This window comes from Sphingobacterium olei (genome assembly GCF_005048855.1).
Taxonomy (GTDB): Bacteria; Bacteroidota; Bacteroidia; order Sphingobacteriales; family Sphingobacteriaceae; genus Sphingobacterium; species Sphingobacterium olei.
Genome location: NZ_SUME01000007.1, coordinates 257,040 through 276,655 on the forward strand (window position 1 = coordinate 257,040; position 19,616 = coordinate 276,655).

The following is a 19,616-nucleotide window of genomic DNA, read 5'->3' on the forward strand; positions in this document are numbered from 1 at the left end:
AACGACCAAGTTCGATACGCTACATTACGGAAATCCTCCATAGATAGTTGGTTTATAAAATCCTAATTTACTAAAATTTAGCTACGCGTCTTCTCCATGCAAAAATAATTCAACGGTAAACGTATTGTGGTCGATGATAATATGGATCTGATTTTCGGGATGAAGTAGCTTCAGCGTTTTTTCCATATGCTCTAGCTGGCCGTGTCCTTGCTTCACCTCTGGCAATGGCCGCTCCGCCATATGGTTAAAAACAACAATATGTACCCCATGATCGTTCCATGGCTTTACGGTCAAGCTTGCAGGCTTTGCCTTCTGCGTAATGATACCGTACTGACAGGTATTTTCCAATAGATTAAAGATGAGCAGCGCCGGGATCCTGCGCGCTAGCGTAGACCGATCGATGTGTTGCTCGATATAAATCGCTTTACTTTTGCGGATAATATAGATCTGCAGTAGACGATCAACCTGTTCGAGTTCATCCACAAAGGAGACGAACAGCTGATTTTCAAGCGCCATATAAAAACGGGATATGGTACCTAATATTTCGATCGCCTTCCCCGCTTCGGGGTGCTGTATACGATTTAGTTCCTCAATAGTCGTCAACGTATTAAATACAAGATGTGGCATTAAGCGCTGCTGATTCCATTTAAAAAGTGCGTCGCGTAGCTGCTGCTCCAGTTCCATTGAGGCTTCATGCTCTCTCGCGTGTTCCTCCAGTAATTGCACCTCTTGCTCCTGGAAGGCTTCACGCTCTCTTGCACGTTCCGCTTCCAATTGTTCCGCTCGCTTCTTAGAAGCTGCACGTTGTTTCCGGCCGTTAAAAGCGCTGCGTAGAAAAAAGTGGGTAAGCCCCAATCCGCTCGGAATCAAAAATGTAAACGTTATCTCGTAAAAGTTGCTGATATAAAAACTTTTTAGCCCGGTAAACTTTAGTGCCCCCTGCCAAAAGCTGAAGGCGATGATGGTGATCGTAAACACCATTAATTGTAGTGCATAGACGATAAACCACCACGTCAGGCGAGCCTTGCGTTGCTGCAGCTGGGGAGCCATGAACCAACGCGAACTCACAAAGATCCCGACGTGAAAGGCAAGAAGTGTAAAAAACTCCTTCGCCCCCTGAAAAGCATGCGGTACAATTTGATAAAGATATAGCCATAGCAACAGGAAACAACCCACTGCGAGAGCTACCTTTAACTTCCTTAAGCTAGCTAGATTTTTTATGGGTACGCTATCCATCCAGCCCTTTCCGTTTTAAATAACGCCGGTAATAAGGCCTGCCTTTGGCCGAGATGCTAAACACCCATCCGGGGACGGTGACACCGTCTTTTAAGTGATCGATGATAAACTTGACATGGACAAGCTGACTGGCATTGACGTACAAAAACAGGTTCGTGGATTCATATTCGCGATACAGGGCAGCAATGCTCGTTTTCAGTCGGCCGGTCAAAACGATCTGACCTTGTTGATTTAACGCAGAGAAATGCACATAGTTGCCCGCACGCTCGACATAGACCAAATCGGCGATGGCGATGCGGATATCTCTATCTGTGTGGTCTATGTCTTCTTTTGTACTGGGAATAGCTTTTATATTTATATAAGTAGGAATCCGCACGGGGGCGGTGGGATTGCGTGGATTGATCAAATTTTCAATCGTCTCATTCAGTTCCGCCTGTGTGACAGATTTGGGCAATTTTGCATCCGCTAAGTGACTTTCTCCATCCATAGAATATTGGGGTTTGCCCGTATAAAGTATGACGCAGTCTGCACGTTCACGGAATAATCTGACCGCGTCCGTACCCCGCATACCCTCCATTACAATGTCGCAGAACACAAAATGAATCCGCTGTTCTGTGGCATCGAGGTAGTCAATGGCGTCCAAGGCAGCATCGAACTTCTCCACGACCTGTACTTTACCCGTAAGGTCGAGCTTATGGGCAAGATTGCTGGCCGCATAAGGTTCATCATCCACAACAATAGCTAAGTAACATATCATTAATACTCCTTATTGGTTAATAAACTTTCAAGTTATAAAAAAAAATACCAAATCCGCATGTTTCCCGTCACTTTCTTCAAAATAAATTAAAAAAACAAAGAATTTAAGCGAATAAATACAAAAAATGTTATGAAGACAATTCAAATTACTACTGTAGGGATTGCACTACTTACCCTTGCTATCCTCAGTGTGCAAAAAGACACGGTGCAGACCACTTCTCCGTTGGAGAACGCGGAAATCATCTACCTGGCGGATGCAGATCCCGATGCGCTCAAAGGCGTATCTACTCGCCTTTTGTACCCCCAAGAACCAGACGACCGATGGCACGAGGCGCCACTAATCGAGTATCTGGCCCGCAACGCGCAATAAGGAATGCGCTGGCTGTACATCATAGGCACCCTTTATTTTATCTGGCATCTTAGCACCAGTATCCTGCACAACATCCTACTGCTCGGTACCGGTGCCAAGCCGGATGAATCCCCTATGCTATACCATGACGTACTGGTGCAGTATCGAAAGCTACCGCCTGTACGTTACTTCGCCCAACTGGCCGGTCTCCATGGAAGCTATTGCTTCTACGGACCCGAAGTGGGTAGTAGCTACCACAGCCTATTTGTACTGGAAGATTCCGCTACACATCAGACGGGCATACTCTCCGACCCTGGCTTGCGCAGCCATGCCAGTCGAATCCGATACCGCAGCCTACTGGAAGTAGCCGGTGGGTGGCTGTTACAAGTCGCCCCTCATGAAGATAGCCAGGTACGGCCCCTCGCCCAGGCGTTAGGCGTATCCATCTGCCAGCACCTGGCCGTACGCCATCCAGGCCTTCACATTACCTGCAGCTACCTCGCGATGGGCGTACCCCCTCTCGGATCGGGCGATGCTAACGTAAAACCTACACATGTATTACTTTTTAAGACAAAAACCATTTATTATGAAGCACACGAAGAATCACACGACGATGCTTCTTCGCGGCCTACAATACCTACCCATTGGCATCGGCCTGTTACTCGCCGTGGAAATGATGCGGATATGGCCTGACTTGCCCTATTATTATGGCGCAGATGCTGTCATCGATGCAGCGATAGCGGCAAATTGGCGTACCGGCGTAGGTTGGAGCCTTTCCGAGGTTCTGTTTCATTTCCCCCAACTCAGCGTACAACTTATTGCGTTGCTATACATTACGCTTTGCTTACTGCTCTGTTGGCCGCCGACGGTACGCGCGAGCGCTTTCGTGCTGCTGTTTATCCATCAGGCCTTTTTTCTCAGTGAGACCAGCTGGTCTTATGGCGTCGATTACCTGGCACAGACCGGTCTGTTTATCAGCGTCTTGTTTTACCCCGGTAGCGATAAAACTGCAGCGCACCATCGCTGGTCGCTTATGGGTATCCGGCTGTTGCAATGCCAGTTGGTCGTGGTCTATTTTTTTGGAGGCTTGGGCAAATTATTTGGCGAGAGCTGGTGGAACGGCAGCGGTATCTGGAAAGCCATCCATCAGCCCTTTAGCGGCGAACTGCTTTCGGCACCGACCTTTACGGGATCTTGGCCCTACCTGTGGATGGTTGCTGGCTTACTTACGATATTCATCGAACTGCTGCATCCCATCGCCTGGCTTGGGAAACGATACCGACATTTTATTTTGTATACCACTATTGCCTTGCACATGGGCATCGGATTATTTATCGGCCTGTATCATTTTGCGGCGCTGATGATCTGGTACAACCTGTGCGCCTGGTACTATCCTTATAAACACACAACGACCACATATAAACGAACCCCGCTTGAGGACAATCCAGAACGTGTTACAAGCACCACCTGATTGATTGTACTCAATACAAGGAAAGGAGGACTAACCCTATTAAAACCAATGATTATGCGAAAAAGCGCTTTATTTAAAACAGAATCGATCTTCGGCCGGGCGTTGCGACAGTCCGAGATCGGAAAACTAACCCCATCCCTGAAGATCCAGGATGGTGAGATTATTTACCGAAAGACTGGCTCATGCAGCAGTATTGAACAAGATTTCAAAGGGTATCTAGGCTATTTGCAACATTTCGACTGGGTGATCGACAAAGATATTATCATCCCAGTACAGGTAAAACAGCGGGATGTCTATGCCATCTACGCGATGCGTGCGCGAGGTAGGTTGCACCTCACCGATAACGAAGGGACGCATATTATGACGCTCGGCGAACGCCGGGCGCGGTATGTGTACTTACCACCGGGCGATTATTTGTTACATCTTTCGGCAGGCCGGTATCAGTTGTTCGATTTCTATTTCAGCATCGGCATATTCGATGATGGCGCCGACGAAACCTTTGATTTTCTGAAACCCTTGTTGGATGCCCACCGCAGCGCGGCAGCCGAACCAATCGTGACGGTGGATTTCCACGTAGGCACAGAAACAGAAATCTATATACAGGTACTATGTGCCGGACTGAAAAAGGGCGATCTGGATCGCCAGGTTTTCATTATCGTTACCATGAAAGAACTGGTTAAGCTATCCCTAAAAGAGATCAAACAGGAATACGAACCCGGTAGCCATGCCGCGGCAATTGCCGCATCTGCCAAGTTGCTCATGGAGATTAATACCGAAGCACATGGCATACAATATAAACTGGATGTGCTACCCAGCATGTTAAACATCAGTCGCAACCATTTGCAATTTATTTTCAAAGCCGAGACCGGTCAATCACTCAAGCAATATCAAAATGCGCTGGTGAGCAAAAAAGCAAAAGCGCTCTTAACCGCTCAAAAGACAATACTGTATACGTCTGACGCATGCGGATTCGTAAATGTGCAATCTTTTTGTCGATTCTTTAAGAAGGAAACTGGCATAACGCCTGCCGAATTCAGAGATGACAATGCATCTTAATTTCCAACAAATGGTTAATACATTCCCAACAAATGGTTAAAACTTTCATATGTAAGCCTTTATACATTTGTAGAGTAAGCTTTTAAGCTTCTCTAAAACTAATGTAAACATGAAAAGAAAACTTCACAACAGGAAATTTGCTTTGTTTAGGCGGTAGCCGCCAGCTAACAAGCCAAAGACCAGTAAACCGGCCCGAGTGCCGGATGGTCGATACGAATACATCTTATCATACCGTGAGGAAATTACGGTTAGAAAAACAAACGTTAGAAAGTTTAAACATCAATATTATGACTACTTTAAAAATCAGGGGGCTATTTGCTTCCCTAGCATTATCAGCATTATTTATGGTTGGATCTGTAGCCACGGCTCATGCAAACGGAACCGACAAGGAGAAAGAAAAAAAGAATGAGACAAAGGTTGAAGCTCCAAAAAAATTGGTTACGCAAACTTGGTATTTTACTGGTACTAGCAGCGATAACCCCGAACTTGCGAGTAATTATTCCCTGTCGTCTACCGGACTTCCACCTTGCGGATTAGCGGAAGATGTCATCTGCCAGATAGAAGCTCCAGAAGAAAGTGGATTACCGAAAATGGACGCTCCTGTGGATGGCACGACCGTGCAGTTACAAATACGCGCCGCGCATCAGAGTATTTCGGACAATAACCCAACTCCCAATACAACGGTGAAGGAATTCAGATCAGAGTAATTTCTACCTGAAAACGAATAGGAAGAGAGGCTCCTCCTATTCGTTTGAATTAAAGTGGATTTTGCTCGTAATTTTGAATTCTGATAACATTATCTGGTATTGGATAAACATAGTTGTTTATTTTAGGCTCCAATACATATTCTCCTACATCCATTCCGTTGTCTGCTTTTCTAAATAATGCGGGCACTCTCCCCGGCTCTTTCAATAATCGCCTCAAATCCATCCATCTAATACCCCTCCTAACTAATTGCTTTCGTCTTTCAGATAACACCAGTTCCAAAGCCTCTTCTTGATTTAAATTTGTGTGCCCAATGAACGTGTCCTTTTCATATCTGAATTTTAAAAGCTGATTTAAAAGCGCCAGACCATCGCTAACGTTACCGGCTCTTATCTCACACTCTGCCCGAACCAAATAAAGTTCATCGGTAGCAATACCTGCAAAATAACTTCCGCCTACCCCATCATAATTTCCTTTAAATTGGATGTCCCCGTTGTTCGACCTGTTATAAAAAAGAACTTTTCTAAGATCATCCTCTTCGTATAAATCATATAAATCCCTTGGAATGAAAGCTCTACTGCTTGCGAGGAAGTAACCGCTAGTACAAAAAGCATAGTATATTATTTCACTGTTATCAACTGAGAACGGGATTCGAAGGCTCTTATCCAGATCGTTATAATCGATCAAAGCGCGATTGTATGACAAAGCCTCCCGGGCATATTCATTGGCTTGGTCAAATTTACCCATTGTGAGATAGACCCTTGCCAATGCACCCAGTGCAGCACTCTTTGATGCCCGTGATTTGAACTGCACGTTTTCAGGCAGCAATTCAAATGACATCATCAGTCCATTAACCACAAATTCGTAAGTCTCCGCCATAGAGGATCTGTCGAAGTGCTGCCCATAATCGGAGGAGGTCCTTAATGGCAGACCAGGAAATATATTTTTATTTACTTCATCATAAGGCAGGCAAAAGATCTGTGATAGATTAAAAATAGCGTAAGATCTGATAAACAATGCTTCACCTTTTAGAGTTTTTCTTTCTTCGTCGGAACCCTCGCTTATCCGTTCCAACCCTTCAAGGACTATATTACTTATTAATATCGTATTGTATAATGTACTCCAGCTCGCAATATCTGAGCGTTGCAGGCTATTTTTCCAAGTATATACCAACCTTTCAGACTCGCTCCTAGCGTTTAGAATATTTGATTTCACATAATAGTCGTCGCTACCCGCTTCTAGAAGTGTGGGAAAAGAACGATTGATCTGTCCTTCATAGTTCATCGTTGCCCTTAGATCCTTGAAAGTTTCTGGAATCGAAAGAGAGGCATCCGATTTTTCATCTAAAAATTTTTCGCAACCAAGTGTAACAAATATTAATGACGAGATAAAAATACCTGCGATGATCTGTTTTCTTATATTTTTCATGATCTGGAGTATTAAAATGAACAATTCAAACCCACGCTTATCCGTCTGGAGGGGGGTATGGTATTATAATCCGGATCTAAGCCGGAATCGTTGGCTCTCCATAAAATACCGACATTATTTAGAACAGAGAATATTGAAAATCGCATCTGATTTTTACTAAAAGAAGAGGAGAAAGAATAGGAAATACGAATGTCCTGAAGTCTTAATACGTCACCCTTTTCTATATTCGGCTCTGAATAGGCGTAAAAATTATCCCGATCGGCTCCGGCAGGGTAAACGAGAGATGGTACCGTTGTATTCTGCTCATCGCCCGGAGCTTTCCACCTTCTTCCAAAATCACTATGACCGTTCCACGAATTGAAAAGACTATTATACAGAATAGTTTTTTTCTGGAAATGATGTCCAAATTTGAACATCATCAAAAGGAATAGATCAAATCCTTTCCAATTGAAATTATGGCTGAAGGATCCGTAGTTAGGAGGCAATCCAGTTCCATAATAGATTATATTCTGAAGCGAGTCCCGGAGCATTGATGCGTAGTTCTTCGACTCCTCCCCATCCAGATATCCCAAAGGATCACCTGTCGAAGGATCTAATCCTCCAAATCGCAAAGCAAATACCGGGTAAAGCTCTTTATCGGGCAAGGGTGTGAGTGTGGTTCCTGAATTTAAAAGATAGGCATCAGCTAAACTTACCCTTCCCTTATATTCTTTGACGGTTGAGCGGCTATGTGATAGGAATAAGTTACCTGTCCATTTAACCTTTCCAATTCCAATCTCTGAACTAAGGGATAGGTCGAAACCGTTACCATCTACTACGCCTACATTTCTGACTATAGATGCCATCCCTGCGGTAGGATCGATCTCATCCGACGAAATCAGGTCTGTGGACTTCTTATCAAAGTATTCGAATGTACCTGAGAGTTTGCTTCCAAATACATTAAAATCCAGACCGACATTGAACATTCTCACATCTTCCCATTTAAGACTTGGATTGGGAAGGCTTGTGACCATGGCATAGGGCTCTCCCGCAAGATCCAAACTCAATGGATTGGAATACGAAATTCTCGGATATGTACTTGAAACACCGCCGGAATTTCCACTATGTCCATAGGTTCCTCTAATCTTCAAATAGGAAAGCCAATCTATGTTTCTAAAGAAATTTTCATTAGATACCGTCCATGAGAGCCCGGAAGACCACAATGGCTTCCATCTATCGTTTGTATTAACACCAAAAATGTTTGCGGCATCTTTCCGTGCGGATAGGGAAACCGTATATTTCTCCTTGTACGTATAAGCCGAGTTACCATAATAAGAAACAAATCTATTTATGTATTCTGAAAACCCTCCTCTAAAAGGTATCCTGCTATTTCCCGTAAGGCCGTCAAAGATGGGGTAGCTGTTGATATAGTCAACTGCCTGTACAGTCAGCAGGTTCGGATTATATCCATAATATCGTGAACCTGTAGTACTCGTAGAGGTATTCGAAATCTCGGCTCCTAGTATCGCTGATATTTGGTGCAACCTTCCTTGAAAAGAACGATTGAAGCTAAGTCCGCCCCTCACTTTATGGCTTCCCAAGCCTAAATTATCAGAATCCTTTATTGCAGATTTAGGGACAATATATTTCACGGTACTTCCGCTGATCTGGCTGAACCTGTTTATCAGATCCCTCGCAAAAAAAGAATTCTCCCCGTAAACGGTTGTCCTTTCTTCATTTTGGATTTCATTGTTATACATCAGCGATAACTCCACTCCGTTTATGGGTCTATAGGTAAGGTTTAACCGCGATGCCAAATGATTCCGTAGGTTTTCATATGACGTGTTGCCAACCTCTCCATAAGGTTGATACGTCCAGTCCAACAACTGACTGTCCGACAGACCTTCCATGTATCTCAAATTGTAGGAATTAGGGATGGCCAAAGCTTCTCCATTATCTCCAACAAATCTAGCGTACGGATACAATCTTGTACGTCCACCTCCCGGTGAGAAATTATAATCGAACCGTGCGGAATTGTCCGATCCCTGACTTCTTGTAAACCGCGACATAAGTGCCAGTGTTACTTTTTTACCTATCAAAAGTGTGTGTTGAACATTGGACGTAATTTTCTCATCTTTCTGTCCGATTATACCGCCAACATTTTTATCGTACCCTAAGGAAAAGCTCCATGCATTTTTGACATTACCTCCTGAAAAAGAAGTGTTGTGCTGTTGCAGAACCTTGTCTTGATAGAAATATTTAAGAAGGCCGTCCCTAAAATCAATTTGCTTAAAAGATGCTATTGCTGATACCAATTCATCGTCTGACAGCAATTCCATCTCGTGGTCGTACAGCATATCCACCACAGGAGAAAAGACAGTTCTTCTTGAATTCAGCACATTATTGTACTGTGCATCATAATGTCTGTTTTCAAAAAGAAATTGCTCAAGGTCAATGAAATCTCCAGACGATATCTGGGGAATATCATATAAACGCGGCTTACTTAGCACCGAAAGGTTTGATGACAACTGCACCTTTGCTTTTTGCTCGCCTGTTGTGGGACGCTTCATATTGATTACAATGACCCCGTTGCCAGCACGGGCACCCCAAATTGATGCAGCTGCCGCATCTTTCAACAGGGTAACGGACTCTACATCGTTTGGATTGATATCCATTATATTTCCTTCAAAAGGAAAATTATCGACCACGATCAATGGCCCCATTAAATTGTCTGACATGGTGTTGATACCTCGGATATTTATCACAGATTGACCAGATCGGTTATCATATTGCAGACCGGGTACCATTCCTTCCAGTTTGTCAAGAATATTTGTGGCTACTCTTTTATTGAGATCATTATTTGTTATTCGACCGAAACTACCGGTAGACCGTTCTTTTGGTATAGTTTGGTATCCTGTATGAAATACGTCAATTTCTTGCAGCTCGTGTATTTCCCGTCTGAGCAAAATGGTCAGGTAGGTTTGACCTTTAATTTCGACATGCTGCGCAGCATATCCAAGGTTTGAAACCAGTAAGATGGTATCGTTTTGAGAGACATTTACCTCAAACAACCCATTTTTATCAGAAAATGTAGATGTACGTTTATCGGCTGTGGAAATTGTTGATTGATTGACCGGATTCCCAAGATCGTCCACTATTTTTCCTTTTATCAATACCTGTCCGTATACTATTGAAGAGAAAACTGTCAGCAATAATATGATAAGAAGTCGCATAACCATCATGGTAGATCAATAAAAGGTGCAACATAATTTTTGTCCAGCAGGTTTCGATAAGTTTTTAGCTGCAACCTATCAATTGTATTGATCCACACATAGTGGGGAAATACAGCTGATGAAAAAATTGTCATTAAATATTGGTCATGGATAATTGTTTCCAACTGTTTTATTTCGAATTTTTCGAAAAATCTTTTATCATATAACCCTTTTATTTTTTCAAAATTTTCACGCGTATTTTTACTATTGACCATTATCACCACCAATTGATCTTTGTATTTTTCAACAAACTCCCTAATTTCCTTTTGATGGAGTAAACAGGGGGCACATCCAGAAGACCAAAAATCCAGGACAAGCATTTTACCCTTATGTTCTTCCAAAGATTTTCTAATTGTATCTCCGTTGACAAAGAAAAGGTGTTCCCTTGTCCAAAACTCATCAGGAACTTTCTGTCCGATCACAAGTGGCTTAATGTCTTCTGCCCCGATCACAGCCCGCTCTCCAGCGGACTGCGCCTGGGCATCACTAAACAACACACATATAAGACTTAATACAAAGCTGAACAACGTTCCGCTTTGGCTATTTTTTGATTTGAAAAGATGAGATAGCGGCTTGAAATAGCACAGTCCTCTCCCATCCTTAAAAAATATATTCATTTTTTTAAAGGTTAATGGTGTGACCTGTACTTTGTGCCTTAGTTAGATTTTAACAGCGCTATTCATCTCTACCCAAGCCTAAAGCTCAGGCCACTTGTAAATAAAAGTTGATTGATAATCCATCGGAATGCCGTTCAAATTCTTCATAATTGGTAAAACGGTTTTCATTTAAGCATTCACCGATTTTAGGAATGTCCGCAAATGGGGACAAGCCCTGCCGAGATTACTCGGGGGCCGAAATAATGTTTTTTTGAAATTGCTTTTTATGGCTCATACTCGTTATAGTTAACGAGTCTTGTTGGTTGGATGCCCCTTGATACATGTGGGGCTACAAACCGTGCCTGAAATAAAGTTTCTGACGCCTTACACACCACGGATTTACAGCAGCCCCACATCTATCTGATATGCAAAGATAGCATAAAAGCGTAGACATGGGTGTTCAATCTGCTGTCTTGTGGTGCGGCGTCAGAAAATACAAGCACAAGACTCTTAGTTTAAACACCTAAGTTCTTTAGAAAACTATTCTTGTTTTCTATCTAAATCAAAGATAGGTATCTCTCTTTGAAAAATCAAATTATTTACAGCACAAAGCATAAAATAAATATCTCGCTTCTTTTATACATGAATAAAAACACTTGGTTCATATTTCCGATTGAACTATATATTATTATACAAATCAGAAAAATTAGACTTGAGCTAGATATTTCCGGTGAGGATATTTCTGATTATTTAGAAAAGAATGAGAAATACATTGGTCATATGGAAAGTGCTGGAAATAATTCGAAATACAACGATGAAATTTTAAGCCAGATCGCCATATACTTCACCAAAATAGCTAACGAAAGACAAAAAGAACTCCTAAAGTTAAAAGACCACACCATTATTAAAACTGAATATACGATACATGACTTTTATCCGACCGAAATTCTAAGCAACGAAAAAGTTATTAAAGAGATCCCACCTATACCTTCAGGATCAGGTCCAGCGCCCACATTAAATGCATTAATAGAAGCAACGGATTTTTTTAAGAAGGCAAGAACATTGAACGAGATTGTCACTAAGGCTAATGAAGTGCAAAATGAAAATTGGGAAGCAAGCGACTTTACCCGACCATTAGACCGAGCTGTCAAAGGAAAAAACCAACGTCTTAAAATAATACTTAATGAAAGCGGATTAAACACATACATTTTAACTAAGAAGTCGAAACCAAAAAACGATTAGTATATTTGTGGCCAACGGAATTTGTTGACCGATATGCAAACCAAATTAAAATTTAAAATCATACGTATCAAAGCAATGCCGCAAATCGAGGTTGAAAAAATGCTTAACGTATTGCTACTTAGAAGAAAGAAGCGTTACAGTCAGTTTGAGCTTTCCTTTCTTATGGGGCAACATGATTTTTACGTCCGCGATGCAGAGGATCTAGCCCATACCTTAGTTTACACCGTACCCTTCGCTAATATATTTCGGGAGATTTTTGATTGTGATATCCAAGCCATCGTTCCAGATGTTAATCAAAAGCCTATCTATTCGATTCGCATATTAGAGGCTACAGATCAAGCGGGCAATACCATCTACCGCGCAGAGAGACAACTCGAGGATGGCACCGTTGAATTTATAGCTATGTTCGGCACAGAAGAAAAGGACTTGCAACTCGAATTTGCAGAACCTAAAGACATAGTCTCAGAACTAGAAGTGAAGGATTGGGTACTCGGTAAGATTGAGAGTGGCTACTTTGATGTCGCAAAAAATGCACTGGAGATATTTGATGATTGTAAATTTGAATTAAAGGGTTTAGTTCGCCCCTTGTTTCTAGCTAAGGCACTAAAGAGTTGTAATGGCACAAAAGGACTTCCAAAACTGAATAAAAAGAAGGATGGGAATGCAAGGTTTGTTTACGGTAAGGGTAACTAATTTGACATGGAAATTTCTTGGTATATTAAATATCCTCTTCAATCCTTAGGAAACATTAAGTTAATTTCTGGACATGCTTTAAGAGTAAAAGACCTTTCTTGGTATTTGGATATGTTAAAAGATATAAAAATCAAGTACTCATAGTTCACTTACTATAATAGATTTTCTTAATTTAGCCAAAATTTGACAAGTCATAAATCAACAGGCCATGCAATTTGGTGAAAGGATTAAGCAATTGAGAGAAGAAAAAGAGCTACTACAGCGGCAGCTAGCAGCAAGCCTTGAAATCGATACTCCAATGTACAGTAAGATTGAAAGAGGCGAAAGAAAAGCAAAGAGAGAGCAGGTAATTACCTTAGCCAAACTGCTGAATGCCAATGAAGAAGAATTGTTAACCATTTGGCTTTCCGATAAAATCATTGAGAATATTGGGGATGAAACGTTTGGTTTAGCAGCTCTGAAACTCGCAGAGAAGGAATTAAAAAAGAAATCGAAATGAGCATGGAATTAAGGGTTGAAAATAATAAAATCTATGCCCCTATTTTAGGAAAATGGATTAATTTGACTCCTGAAGAAAAACTGAAACAACAGTTTATTTTAAGGCTAATTAATCACTATGGCTATTCGCTTGAACAGCTTGGGCAAGATGTAGTTATTAAAGATAGATACAAAGCTGATATTGGAATTTGGAGAAATAAATCTGAGAAAAAGAAAAACAAAATACCCTCTATAATAATTGCTGCTCAATGCAAGGCTGAGCATATTACCATTAATGCTGAGGATTATCTAATTGGATACAATTTTGCATCAAGTGTCAAAGCAGATTTTTTCATAGCGACAAATTTAAAAGAGACAAAAATCTTCTACATTAAAGATGAGCCTCTAGATCGAAAACTTGAACGTTTACAGGATATACCAAAGGCTCAATTAATTACTGAAGATGCTCAGATAAGAAAATTTATCTCCGAATCTAAGACCTTCACTAGAGATCAGTTTACTGCTCTTTTATCAAAATGTCATAACATTATTAGGAATAACGATAAGTTATCTCCCGAAGCCGCTTTTGACGAAATCAGCAAAATATTGTTCATGAAAATAATGTATGAACGAAAATCGGATCAAGACCTAATCTTTTCAAAAGATAAATTCAAAACAGATGAAAAAGCGTATGAAGAAAATATTCGTCCCTCATTAAAGGCCTCAGGATCTCCTCTTTTCGACAAGGAATACATGCAATATCTTTTTGATAAGACCAAGGAAGAATTTAAAAATGATGAGTTATTTGAGGAGCTAGATAGGATTCGAATTCGTCAAAGGAGTTTTGAAATGATAGTTGAAGAACTAGAATCATTTAACTTATCAAATACTTCAGATGACATTAAGGGCATTGCGTTCGAGGAATTCTTAGGCCGTACTTTTAGAGGAGAACTTGGACAGTTCTTTACACCAAGGACTATTGTGGATTATATGGTGGATATACTAGATCCAAAGGAGGATGAGTTAATCTGCGACCCCTGTTGCGGTAGTGGGGGGTTTTTAATTAAAGCTTTCGAATATGTAAGAGATAAAGTTGAATCCGATATCCAGTCAAAAATAAAGAATATTCAAAGCACATATTATGATTCAAGCTTTGAAAAACTTCCTAAAGCCCAAAAAACTAAAATCGAAAACAAGGTGAATAGTTTAAAACTACAACTGTTTGAAGAGTTTAATCTAAAAAACAAAAAAGGAAGACTTCACAATCTATCTCATAAATGCATTTTTGGTACAGATGCCAATCCAAGGATGGCTCGTACTGCCAAAATGAACATGATTATGCATGGTGATGGTCATGGTGGTGTGCATCACCATGATGGATTATTAAATGTCAATGGCATATTTGATGGTCGTTTTGATGTTATTCTCACCAATCCGCCATTCGGTTCCAGAGTTAACAAAACACTAAAGATTACCCTTTCTGATATTCCTAATGAGGAAAAAATTAGGTACTATGAATACCGATACGGGAGCCAATACAGACAAACAGTAGTAAAGCAACTGCAGGATTGGGCGAATTATGATAATGGTCATAGCAAAAGCCGTGGTAAGGCTTTGCTAGACATTTTTGACGTGGGTGCGTGGAGTGGCTTGACAGAAGTGCTTTTTATGGAAAGGTGCCTCAACCTTTTGAAACCAGGCGGAAGAATGGGCATTGTATTACCGGAAGGTGTATTGAACAACAGTGCGCTGCAAAAAATCAGGGAATACATTGAAGGAAAAGCCAAGTTAATCAACATTACTTCTATTCCTCAGGATGTTTTCATTGCCTCAGGTGCAACAGTGAAACCTAGTTTGCTATTCCTTAAAAAGTTCAGTGAAGAAGAATTAGTAACCTATAAAAAAATCACGGAGGATACCACCAAAGAGATTAAAGACAAGTACCAGCCAAAACTGGATGAACTGAAAGCAGCTTTCAAGAAGGAAGAGAAGAAAGTGAAGGAAAGCAAATCAGCCAAAGAGCTTCGGGAGTTGAAAAAGAAATACACAGAAGATGTGAAGCAGATTGAAGTTCTCATTGCAGCGGAAATCAAACCGCTCATAAAAGAACGTTTCGATTATCCTATTCCCGTTATTGAAGTTGAGAAAGCGGGTATTTCCAGTACAGGTGCACCTTGCGAAAATGAGTTAGTAGATGTTGCCGTGGAGTTCAGAGCCTACAGAAAGAAAGCACACCTCTGGGATGAACCCAAGAAAGAGGTACAATATCCCGTAAATGAAGAGGGTAATATTACCCGTCTACAATTGATTGATGGAAATATTGTAAGCGAACCTGAAATATTCTATGAAGCATATGCCCACTGAGACAGCATTTAAATATCTCAATGAAGTACGCTTCACGGCCCTCTCCAATTGGAGCGTGGGAGCTATACTAAGCGATAAAGTACTTTACAAAGATGGGTTCAAACTAGAACCCATCGGAAACCTTATTATTCGTAATCGGGAAAAAGAAATACTGGAAGACGACAAAGCGTACAAACAGGTAACCATTAAGTTATATGGCAAAGGAGTAGTACAACGAGGTGACGAACTGATTTTTGGCAAAGACATTGGCACAAAGAACCAATTCCGTATTTCAGTGGGACAATTCATTATGAGCAAGATAGATGCTCGTAATGGGGCGTTTGGTATTGTGCCCCCTGAACTGGAGGGGGCAATAACTACACAGGATTTCTTGAGCTACAATATCAATACAGAAAAGATACTACCCGAATTTTTCAACCTAATCACAGGTACAAAACACTTTGCCGAACTGTGCCAAAAAGCCAGCTCGGGTACTACAGGCCGTCAACGAGTAGATGAAAAAGCCTTTTTAGGATTTAGGATTCCCGTGCCTACGAAAGATATTCAAGATAAAATCATAAGATCATTTAATGTAAAAATTCGCAAGGCTGAACTAGCTAAAATGGAAGCAGATACCCTGTTGGAAATTATTGAAAAAGAAATGTGTGAGTTTACTGGAATCAAAAAACTAGATACTTCAGAATCCTCAGACCGTTTTAGAATCCTTCAGTATAAAAATTTCAATAAGTGGTCGGTTAATTATCTCAAAAGAAAATCCTCTTACTCGTTATCTAATGCAAAGTTCCCACTAGTTTCAATTAAAGAACTTGTCAAATCTTTTGAAGGAGGAAGTACGCCTTCGAAAATTAGAAAAGAGTATTGGCTAGGTGGAACAATAAATTGGGTTTCTCCCAAGGATATGAAAACCTTAAATATTTCAAATTCAATTGATCTAATTACTTCTGATGCTGTAAATAAGAACAAACTAACCATTCATCCACAAGGAACAATTTTAGCTGTTTTTAGAAGTGGGATTCTTCAGCATTCCTTTCCTGTCTCAATAACCACAATACCAGTAACGATTAATCAAGACTTGAAAGCCATGGATCTGCAGCCTCATGTAGACAAAATGTACTTTGTTTACTTTCTAAGGGTATTTCAAAAGCTGATCCTAGAAGAATGTTCTAAAACTGGTGTTACCGTTGAAAGTATAAATAGCCATGAATTTTTGGATTTCAAAATCGTACTACCACCACAAGAAGGACAAAATCAAATCGTAAAAAGGATATCTGAATTGATAACAAAAAAAGTTGATCTTGAATCTCTTGAGCAAAGCCTATATTCTGAAGCTCAAAATGAATTCGAATCAGCTATCTTCAACATAGATTAAATGAACAAATCCGTCATTGCCATACATGGGTCATCAAATCTGGGGAAATCGGAAACGGTTCGTGAAACAGCTAATTTATTGTTAGCAGCTTTTCCAAACCATACCATTCATGCTATTAACACTGATGCAGATATTACTTATATCGTTGACATCAATGGTGTAAAAATCGGTATAGAAAGCCAGGGCGGTCTGAATAACAGAATGTTTCAGAGCCTTCAAACATTCGTAGCTGAGGGATGCGACATTATTATTTGTTCGTGCAGTTCTATAGGTGCGACAGCAGAAGCGGTAGAAGATTTACACCGCCATCATCAATACGAAATTATTTGGTCAACCAATCACCGTTCATTGCATAAAAACCAAACGCAATTGAATCAAATAGCTACCGGTGAAATTCTGGAATTAATCAAACTAATCATGAATGGACAGTTATGAAATTACTCAAATTAGACATAAAAAATTATAAGCTTTTCGAAAATCTCTCAGTTGATTTTCAGGACAGTGGTCATATAGCTGTATTTATCGGTAAAAATGGCTCAGGGAAAACCACTTTAATCGAATCGCTGACACACATTTTCGCTACCCTTTTAGGTACAAAGGATTTTAAGTCATTGGAGAAAGAAACTTTCCTTTTTCAATTCTCTACTACCTATTTGCTAAGAAGGGAAAAAATTACCGAAACGTCCATGTTTGGTGAATCCTTCGTCAATTACATAGGTGTTGAAGTAGCCTTTGATGAAAAGCTTCAAATAAAATTATTCGAAGGTGACCAAATAATCCAAGGGTTGCCAAAGATAGAAAAGCATCTACGGAATAAAGGTGAAGAGTTAGCTTACATACTTCCAGACAACTTTGTGGTTTACTACTCAGGTATTTCAAATAGCATTTATGAAATCTATAATAAATTTCAGCGGGAGTTAATTACCGGGACACTTACTGGAGAAGTTCAATTCGATCAGCCTTTCTATTATTTCCTACCTCAAAATCTACCAGCTATTTTGATTGGGTTGTTGAGTTATGAATATGGAGACGTTCCAGAGGCATTGCAAAAACAATTTGGCATTAATGGCTTCTCAACTATTCAGTTCAATTTCAAAAAACCAAGTTGGGCAAAATCCAAATCTACCTCGGAAGACTTCTGGGGTGCAATGGGAGAATTGAACCAATTCATGAATATCTTGAAAGGAGCAACTAAAGCAAACTTTCAATCAGACTCAATAACATTTAGTATTTCACATAAATCACAACTCGAAAATATTTGGAGCTTTTACGGGACAGAAAAAAGACTTTTTGAATACTTGGTTTCCTTGCAATCGAATGACTTTCTTGAAAGTATTGATCTGAACCTAATAAAAAATGGACGAGATGTGAGCTTCAACAATCTTAGTGAAGGAGAAAAGCAGTTACTAATTATTACTGGATTGAAAGAACTACTGGCCGCTGACAATAGCTTGTTTTTACTAGATGAACCGGATACCTATCTGCATCCTGAATGGAAGCGTGAATTTGTGTACAACCTATTTAAGGAAGAGGAAGATTTATTCAAGAATTTCTCCATCATAACTACCCATTCACCAAATATTCTTTCTGCGTTAAAAAAAGGCCAACTTAATGTTCTTGTAAATGAAAATGGCAAATCTAGGATTAAGAATATTTCTTTTAATCCTTATGGTAAACCAGTTGATGACATATTAACGGATTTCTTTGATTTAGAAGGATTGCGTTATAAAAAAGTGCAACAGCAGCTAAATGATATTTGGGACTTTATCAGGGCAAATAATTATGAATCAGCAGAGTTTGGCAAACTATTCGCAGAACTAGAAAAAGATCTCGGTAAATCGGATAAGGCACTAACGGATATAAGACTTGAAATAACAAAAAGGAATAAGCTCAATGAGAAAAATAAATAAGGATTCTCCATTGGCTTCTTTCACCGATTTTAAAGACAAGAACCCTGGGGCCGATTGGAATATTGATTTTAGTAAACCTGGTTGTGCAGGACATAAAACCTATTTGGAAACAAGAGGAACAATCCTAATAAGTGAACAGGATTGTATTTGTGGCTATTCTGAAATCCCAATAGATGATGAGCGAGACAGTCATATTGATCATTTTCGAAAGCGAAATATGTTCCCTGAGCATACTTTTAACTGGGATAACCTTGTAGCTGCGTGTAATGATGAAGATTTTGGCGCAAAATATAAGGACAATAAATCAGGCATAAAGAAACCTGACTATGCAGGATTCTTTGATCCGGTTGTTGATTCTGTTCAGGATTATTTCTATTACAATGAGAGAGGTGAAGTAGAACCACATCCAACATTATCTGATCCTGTATTACAAGCAAAAGTTCAAAAAACAATAGAGGTCTTCAACCTACAAGATAAAAGTCTAGTAAATAGAAGGAAAACCATTGTTGAACAAATAAAAGCATATACAGAGCTTACGAAAGAGGAGATTTTTGAGGCTTTGAAATTTGGTGGGTTCATAAGTTTAATTCAGCAATACACGAGTGTTTAAATATGGAAAGACTAGTTGTAATCGGTAAATCAGAATACGCAACTTTTGGCAAATATGCGTGCAGCAAAAATGGCAATAACGGTGCAGCATAATTGGCACTAAT

General features: G+C 40.2%; 18 protein-coding genes. 13 read left to right on the forward strand and 5 right to left on the reverse strand.

Annotated features, from left to right (window positions below):
• Positions 1-81: 81 nt before the first annotated feature.
• Together FAZ15_RS17265 and FAZ15_RS17270 are read right to left on the reverse strand one after the other, a co-directional pair.
• Entirely contained in the window at positions 82-1,236 is a 1,155-nt protein-coding gene (locus FAZ15_RS17265) for a histidine kinase (RefSeq protein WP_136902564.1), read from the reverse strand.
• On the reverse strand, positions 1,229-1,993 hold the full coding sequence (locus tag FAZ15_RS17270; RefSeq protein WP_136902565.1) for a LytR/AlgR family response regulator transcription factor: 765 nt from the start codon (positions 1,991-1,993) through the stop codon (positions 1,229-1,231). The genes FAZ15_RS17265 and FAZ15_RS17270 overlap by 8 nt, the downstream gene beginning before the upstream one ends.
• Before the next feature lie 129 nt (positions 1,994-2,122).
• Between FAZ15_RS17270 and FAZ15_RS17275 the strand changes: the two genes are divergently transcribed.
• The 5 genes from FAZ15_RS17275 (at position 2,123) to FAZ15_RS17295 (ending at position 5,575) form a co-directional block, all read left to right on the forward strand.
• Positions 2,123-2,362, forward strand: a complete 240-nt coding sequence (locus FAZ15_RS17275) for a hypothetical protein (protein WP_136902566.1) — start codon at positions 2,123-2,125, stop codon at positions 2,360-2,362.
• Positions 2,363-2,365: 3 nt separating this feature from the next.
• Positions 2,366-3,034: a hypothetical protein gene (locus FAZ15_RS17280; RefSeq protein ID WP_136902567.1), complete on the forward strand. Its 669-nt coding sequence runs from the start codon at positions 2,366-2,368 to the stop codon at positions 3,032-3,034.
• Entirely contained in the window at positions 2,928-3,812 is an 885-nt protein-coding gene (locus FAZ15_RS17285; RefSeq protein ID WP_136902568.1) for a hypothetical protein, read from the forward strand. The genes FAZ15_RS17280 and FAZ15_RS17285 overlap by 107 nt, the downstream gene beginning before the upstream one ends.
• A gap of 54 nt (positions 3,813-3,866) precedes the next feature.
• Positions 3,867-4,868 carry a helix-turn-helix domain-containing protein gene (locus FAZ15_RS17290; RefSeq protein ID WP_162304992.1) on the forward strand — a complete coding sequence of 334 codons (1,002 nt, stop codon included), beginning with the start codon at positions 3,867-3,869 and terminating at the stop codon, positions 4,866-4,868.
• 287 nt (positions 4,869-5,155) lie between these two features.
• The gene (locus FAZ15_RS17295) at positions 5,156-5,575 is read left to right on the forward strand and encodes a hypothetical protein (RefSeq protein WP_136902570.1); all 420 of its coding nucleotides are present in this window, start codon (positions 5,156-5,158) and stop codon (positions 5,573-5,575) included.
• A 49-nt stretch (positions 5,576-5,624) separates the two neighbouring features.
• On the opposite strand, the gene FAZ15_RS17300 is transcribed toward FAZ15_RS17295, so the two are convergent.
• Genes FAZ15_RS17300 through FAZ15_RS17310 form a run of 3 tightly spaced genes read right to left on the reverse strand, consistent with a single transcriptional unit; the run spans position 5,625 to position 10,869 of the window.
• A complete protein-coding gene (locus FAZ15_RS17300; protein WP_136902571.1) occupies positions 5,625-7,001 on the reverse strand; it encodes a RagB/SusD family nutrient uptake outer membrane protein in 1,377 nt (458 codons plus the stop codon).
• A gap of 11 nt (positions 7,002-7,012) precedes the next feature.
• Positions 7,013-10,213 (reverse strand): SusC/RagA family TonB-linked outer membrane protein, encoded by a 3,201-nt coding sequence (locus FAZ15_RS17305; RefSeq protein ID WP_162304993.1) that lies wholly within the window; start codon positions 10,211-10,213, stop codon positions 7,013-7,015.
• Positions 10,214-10,218: 5 nt separating this feature from the next.
• Positions 10,219-10,869 carry a TlpA family protein disulfide reductase gene (locus FAZ15_RS17310; protein ID WP_136902573.1) on the reverse strand — a complete coding sequence of 217 codons (651 nt, stop codon included), beginning with the start codon at positions 10,867-10,869 and terminating at the stop codon, positions 10,219-10,221.
• A gap of 621 nt (positions 10,870-11,490) precedes the next feature.
• On the opposite strand from FAZ15_RS17310, the gene FAZ15_RS17315 reads away from it, so the two are divergent.
• From FAZ15_RS17315 to FAZ15_RS17350, 8 genes are all read left to right on the forward strand, one after another.
• A complete protein-coding gene (locus tag FAZ15_RS17315) occupies positions 11,491-12,090 on the forward strand; it encodes a hypothetical protein (RefSeq protein ID WP_136902574.1) in 600 nt (199 codons plus the stop codon).
• 33 nt (positions 12,091-12,123) lie between these two features.
• On the forward strand, positions 12,124-12,783 hold the full coding sequence (locus FAZ15_RS17320; protein WP_136902575.1) for a hypothetical protein: 660 nt from the start codon (positions 12,124-12,126) through the stop codon (positions 12,781-12,783).
• Between the two features lie 208 nt (positions 12,784-12,991).
• The gene (locus tag FAZ15_RS17325; RefSeq protein ID WP_136902576.1) at positions 12,992-13,282 is read left to right on the forward strand and encodes a helix-turn-helix domain-containing protein; all 291 of its coding nucleotides are present in this window, start codon (positions 12,992-12,994) and stop codon (positions 13,280-13,282) included.
• Entirely contained in the window at positions 13,279-15,624 is a 2,346-nt protein-coding gene (locus FAZ15_RS17330) for a restriction endonuclease subunit M (protein WP_202912435.1), read from the forward strand. The genes FAZ15_RS17325 and FAZ15_RS17330 overlap by 4 nt, the downstream gene beginning before the upstream one ends.
• A complete protein-coding gene (locus tag FAZ15_RS17335; RefSeq protein WP_162304994.1) occupies positions 15,614-16,993 on the forward strand; it encodes a restriction endonuclease subunit S in 1,380 nt (459 codons plus the stop codon). Before FAZ15_RS17330 ends, FAZ15_RS17335 begins: the two co-directional genes overlap by 11 nt.
• Positions 16,994-17,428: a hypothetical protein gene (locus tag FAZ15_RS17340; protein ID WP_136902578.1), complete on the forward strand. Its 435-nt coding sequence runs from the start codon at positions 16,994-16,996 to the stop codon at positions 17,426-17,428.
• Positions 17,425-18,903: an AAA family ATPase gene (locus FAZ15_RS17345; RefSeq protein ID WP_136902579.1), complete on the forward strand. Its 1,479-nt coding sequence runs from the start codon at positions 17,425-17,427 to the stop codon at positions 18,901-18,903. Before FAZ15_RS17340 ends, FAZ15_RS17345 begins: the two co-directional genes overlap by 4 nt.
• Positions 18,887-19,513, forward strand: coding sequence for a retron system putative HNH endonuclease (locus tag FAZ15_RS17350; protein WP_136902580.1), 627 nt, complete (start codon positions 18,887-18,889; stop codon positions 19,511-19,513). The genes FAZ15_RS17345 and FAZ15_RS17350 overlap by 17 nt, the downstream gene beginning before the upstream one ends.
• The last annotated feature ends 103 nt before the right edge of the window (positions 19,514-19,616 follow it).

What these genes read in the sequence shown, in the direction of transcription:
- FAZ15_RS17265 (WP_136902564.1), bottom strand. Translation starts at nt 1,236, where the DNA reads ATGGATAGCGTACCCATAAAAAATCTAGCTAGCTTAAGGAAGTTAAAG.
- FAZ15_RS17270 (WP_136902565.1), bottom strand. Translation starts at nt 1,993, where the DNA reads ATGATATGTTACTTAGCTATTGTTGTGGATGATGAACCTTATGCGGCC.
- FAZ15_RS17275 (WP_136902566.1), top strand. Translation starts at nt 2,123, where the DNA reads ATGAAGACAATTCAAATTACTACTGTAGGGATTGCACTACTTACCCTT.
- FAZ15_RS17280 (WP_136902567.1), top strand. Translation starts at nt 2,366, where the DNA reads ATGCGCTGGCTGTACATCATAGGCACCCTTTATTTTATCTGGCATCTT.
- FAZ15_RS17285 (WP_136902568.1), top strand. Translation starts at nt 2,928, where the DNA reads ATGAAGCACACGAAGAATCACACGACGATGCTTCTTCGCGGCCTACAA.
- FAZ15_RS17290 (WP_162304992.1), top strand. Translation starts at nt 3,867, where the DNA reads ATGCGAAAAAGCGCTTTATTTAAAACAGAATCGATCTTCGGCCGGGCG.
- FAZ15_RS17295 (WP_136902570.1), top strand. Translation starts at nt 5,156, where the DNA reads ATGACTACTTTAAAAATCAGGGGGCTATTTGCTTCCCTAGCATTATCA.
- FAZ15_RS17300 (WP_136902571.1), bottom strand. Translation starts at nt 7,001, where the DNA reads ATGAAAAATATAAGAAAACAGATCATCGCAGGTATTTTTATCTCGTCA.
- FAZ15_RS17305 (WP_162304993.1), bottom strand. Translation starts at nt 10,213, where the DNA reads ATGCGACTTCTTATCATATTATTGCTGACAGTTTTCTCTTCAATAGTA.
- FAZ15_RS17310 (WP_136902573.1), bottom strand. Translation starts at nt 10,869, where the DNA reads ATGAATATATTTTTTAAGGATGGGAGAGGACTGTGCTATTTCAAGCCG.
- FAZ15_RS17315 (WP_136902574.1), top strand. Translation starts at nt 11,491, where the DNA reads ATGAATAAAAACACTTGGTTCATATTTCCGATTGAACTATATATTATT.
- FAZ15_RS17320 (WP_136902575.1), top strand. Translation starts at nt 12,124, where the DNA reads ATGCAAACCAAATTAAAATTTAAAATCATACGTATCAAAGCAATGCCG.
- FAZ15_RS17325 (WP_136902576.1), top strand. Translation starts at nt 12,992, where the DNA reads ATGCAATTTGGTGAAAGGATTAAGCAATTGAGAGAAGAAAAAGAGCTA.
- FAZ15_RS17330 (WP_202912435.1), top strand. Translation starts at nt 13,279, where the DNA reads ATGAGCATGGAATTAAGGGTTGAAAATAATAAAATCTATGCCCCTATT.
- FAZ15_RS17335 (WP_162304994.1), top strand. Translation starts at nt 15,614, where the DNA reads ATGCCCACTGAGACAGCATTTAAATATCTCAATGAAGTACGCTTCACG.
- FAZ15_RS17340 (WP_136902578.1), top strand. Translation starts at nt 16,994, where the DNA reads ATGAACAAATCCGTCATTGCCATACATGGGTCATCAAATCTGGGGAAA.
- FAZ15_RS17345 (WP_136902579.1), top strand. Translation starts at nt 17,425, where the DNA reads ATGAAATTACTCAAATTAGACATAAAAAATTATAAGCTTTTCGAAAAT.
- FAZ15_RS17350 (WP_136902580.1), top strand. Translation starts at nt 18,887, where the DNA reads ATGAGAAAAATAAATAAGGATTCTCCATTGGCTTCTTTCACCGATTTT.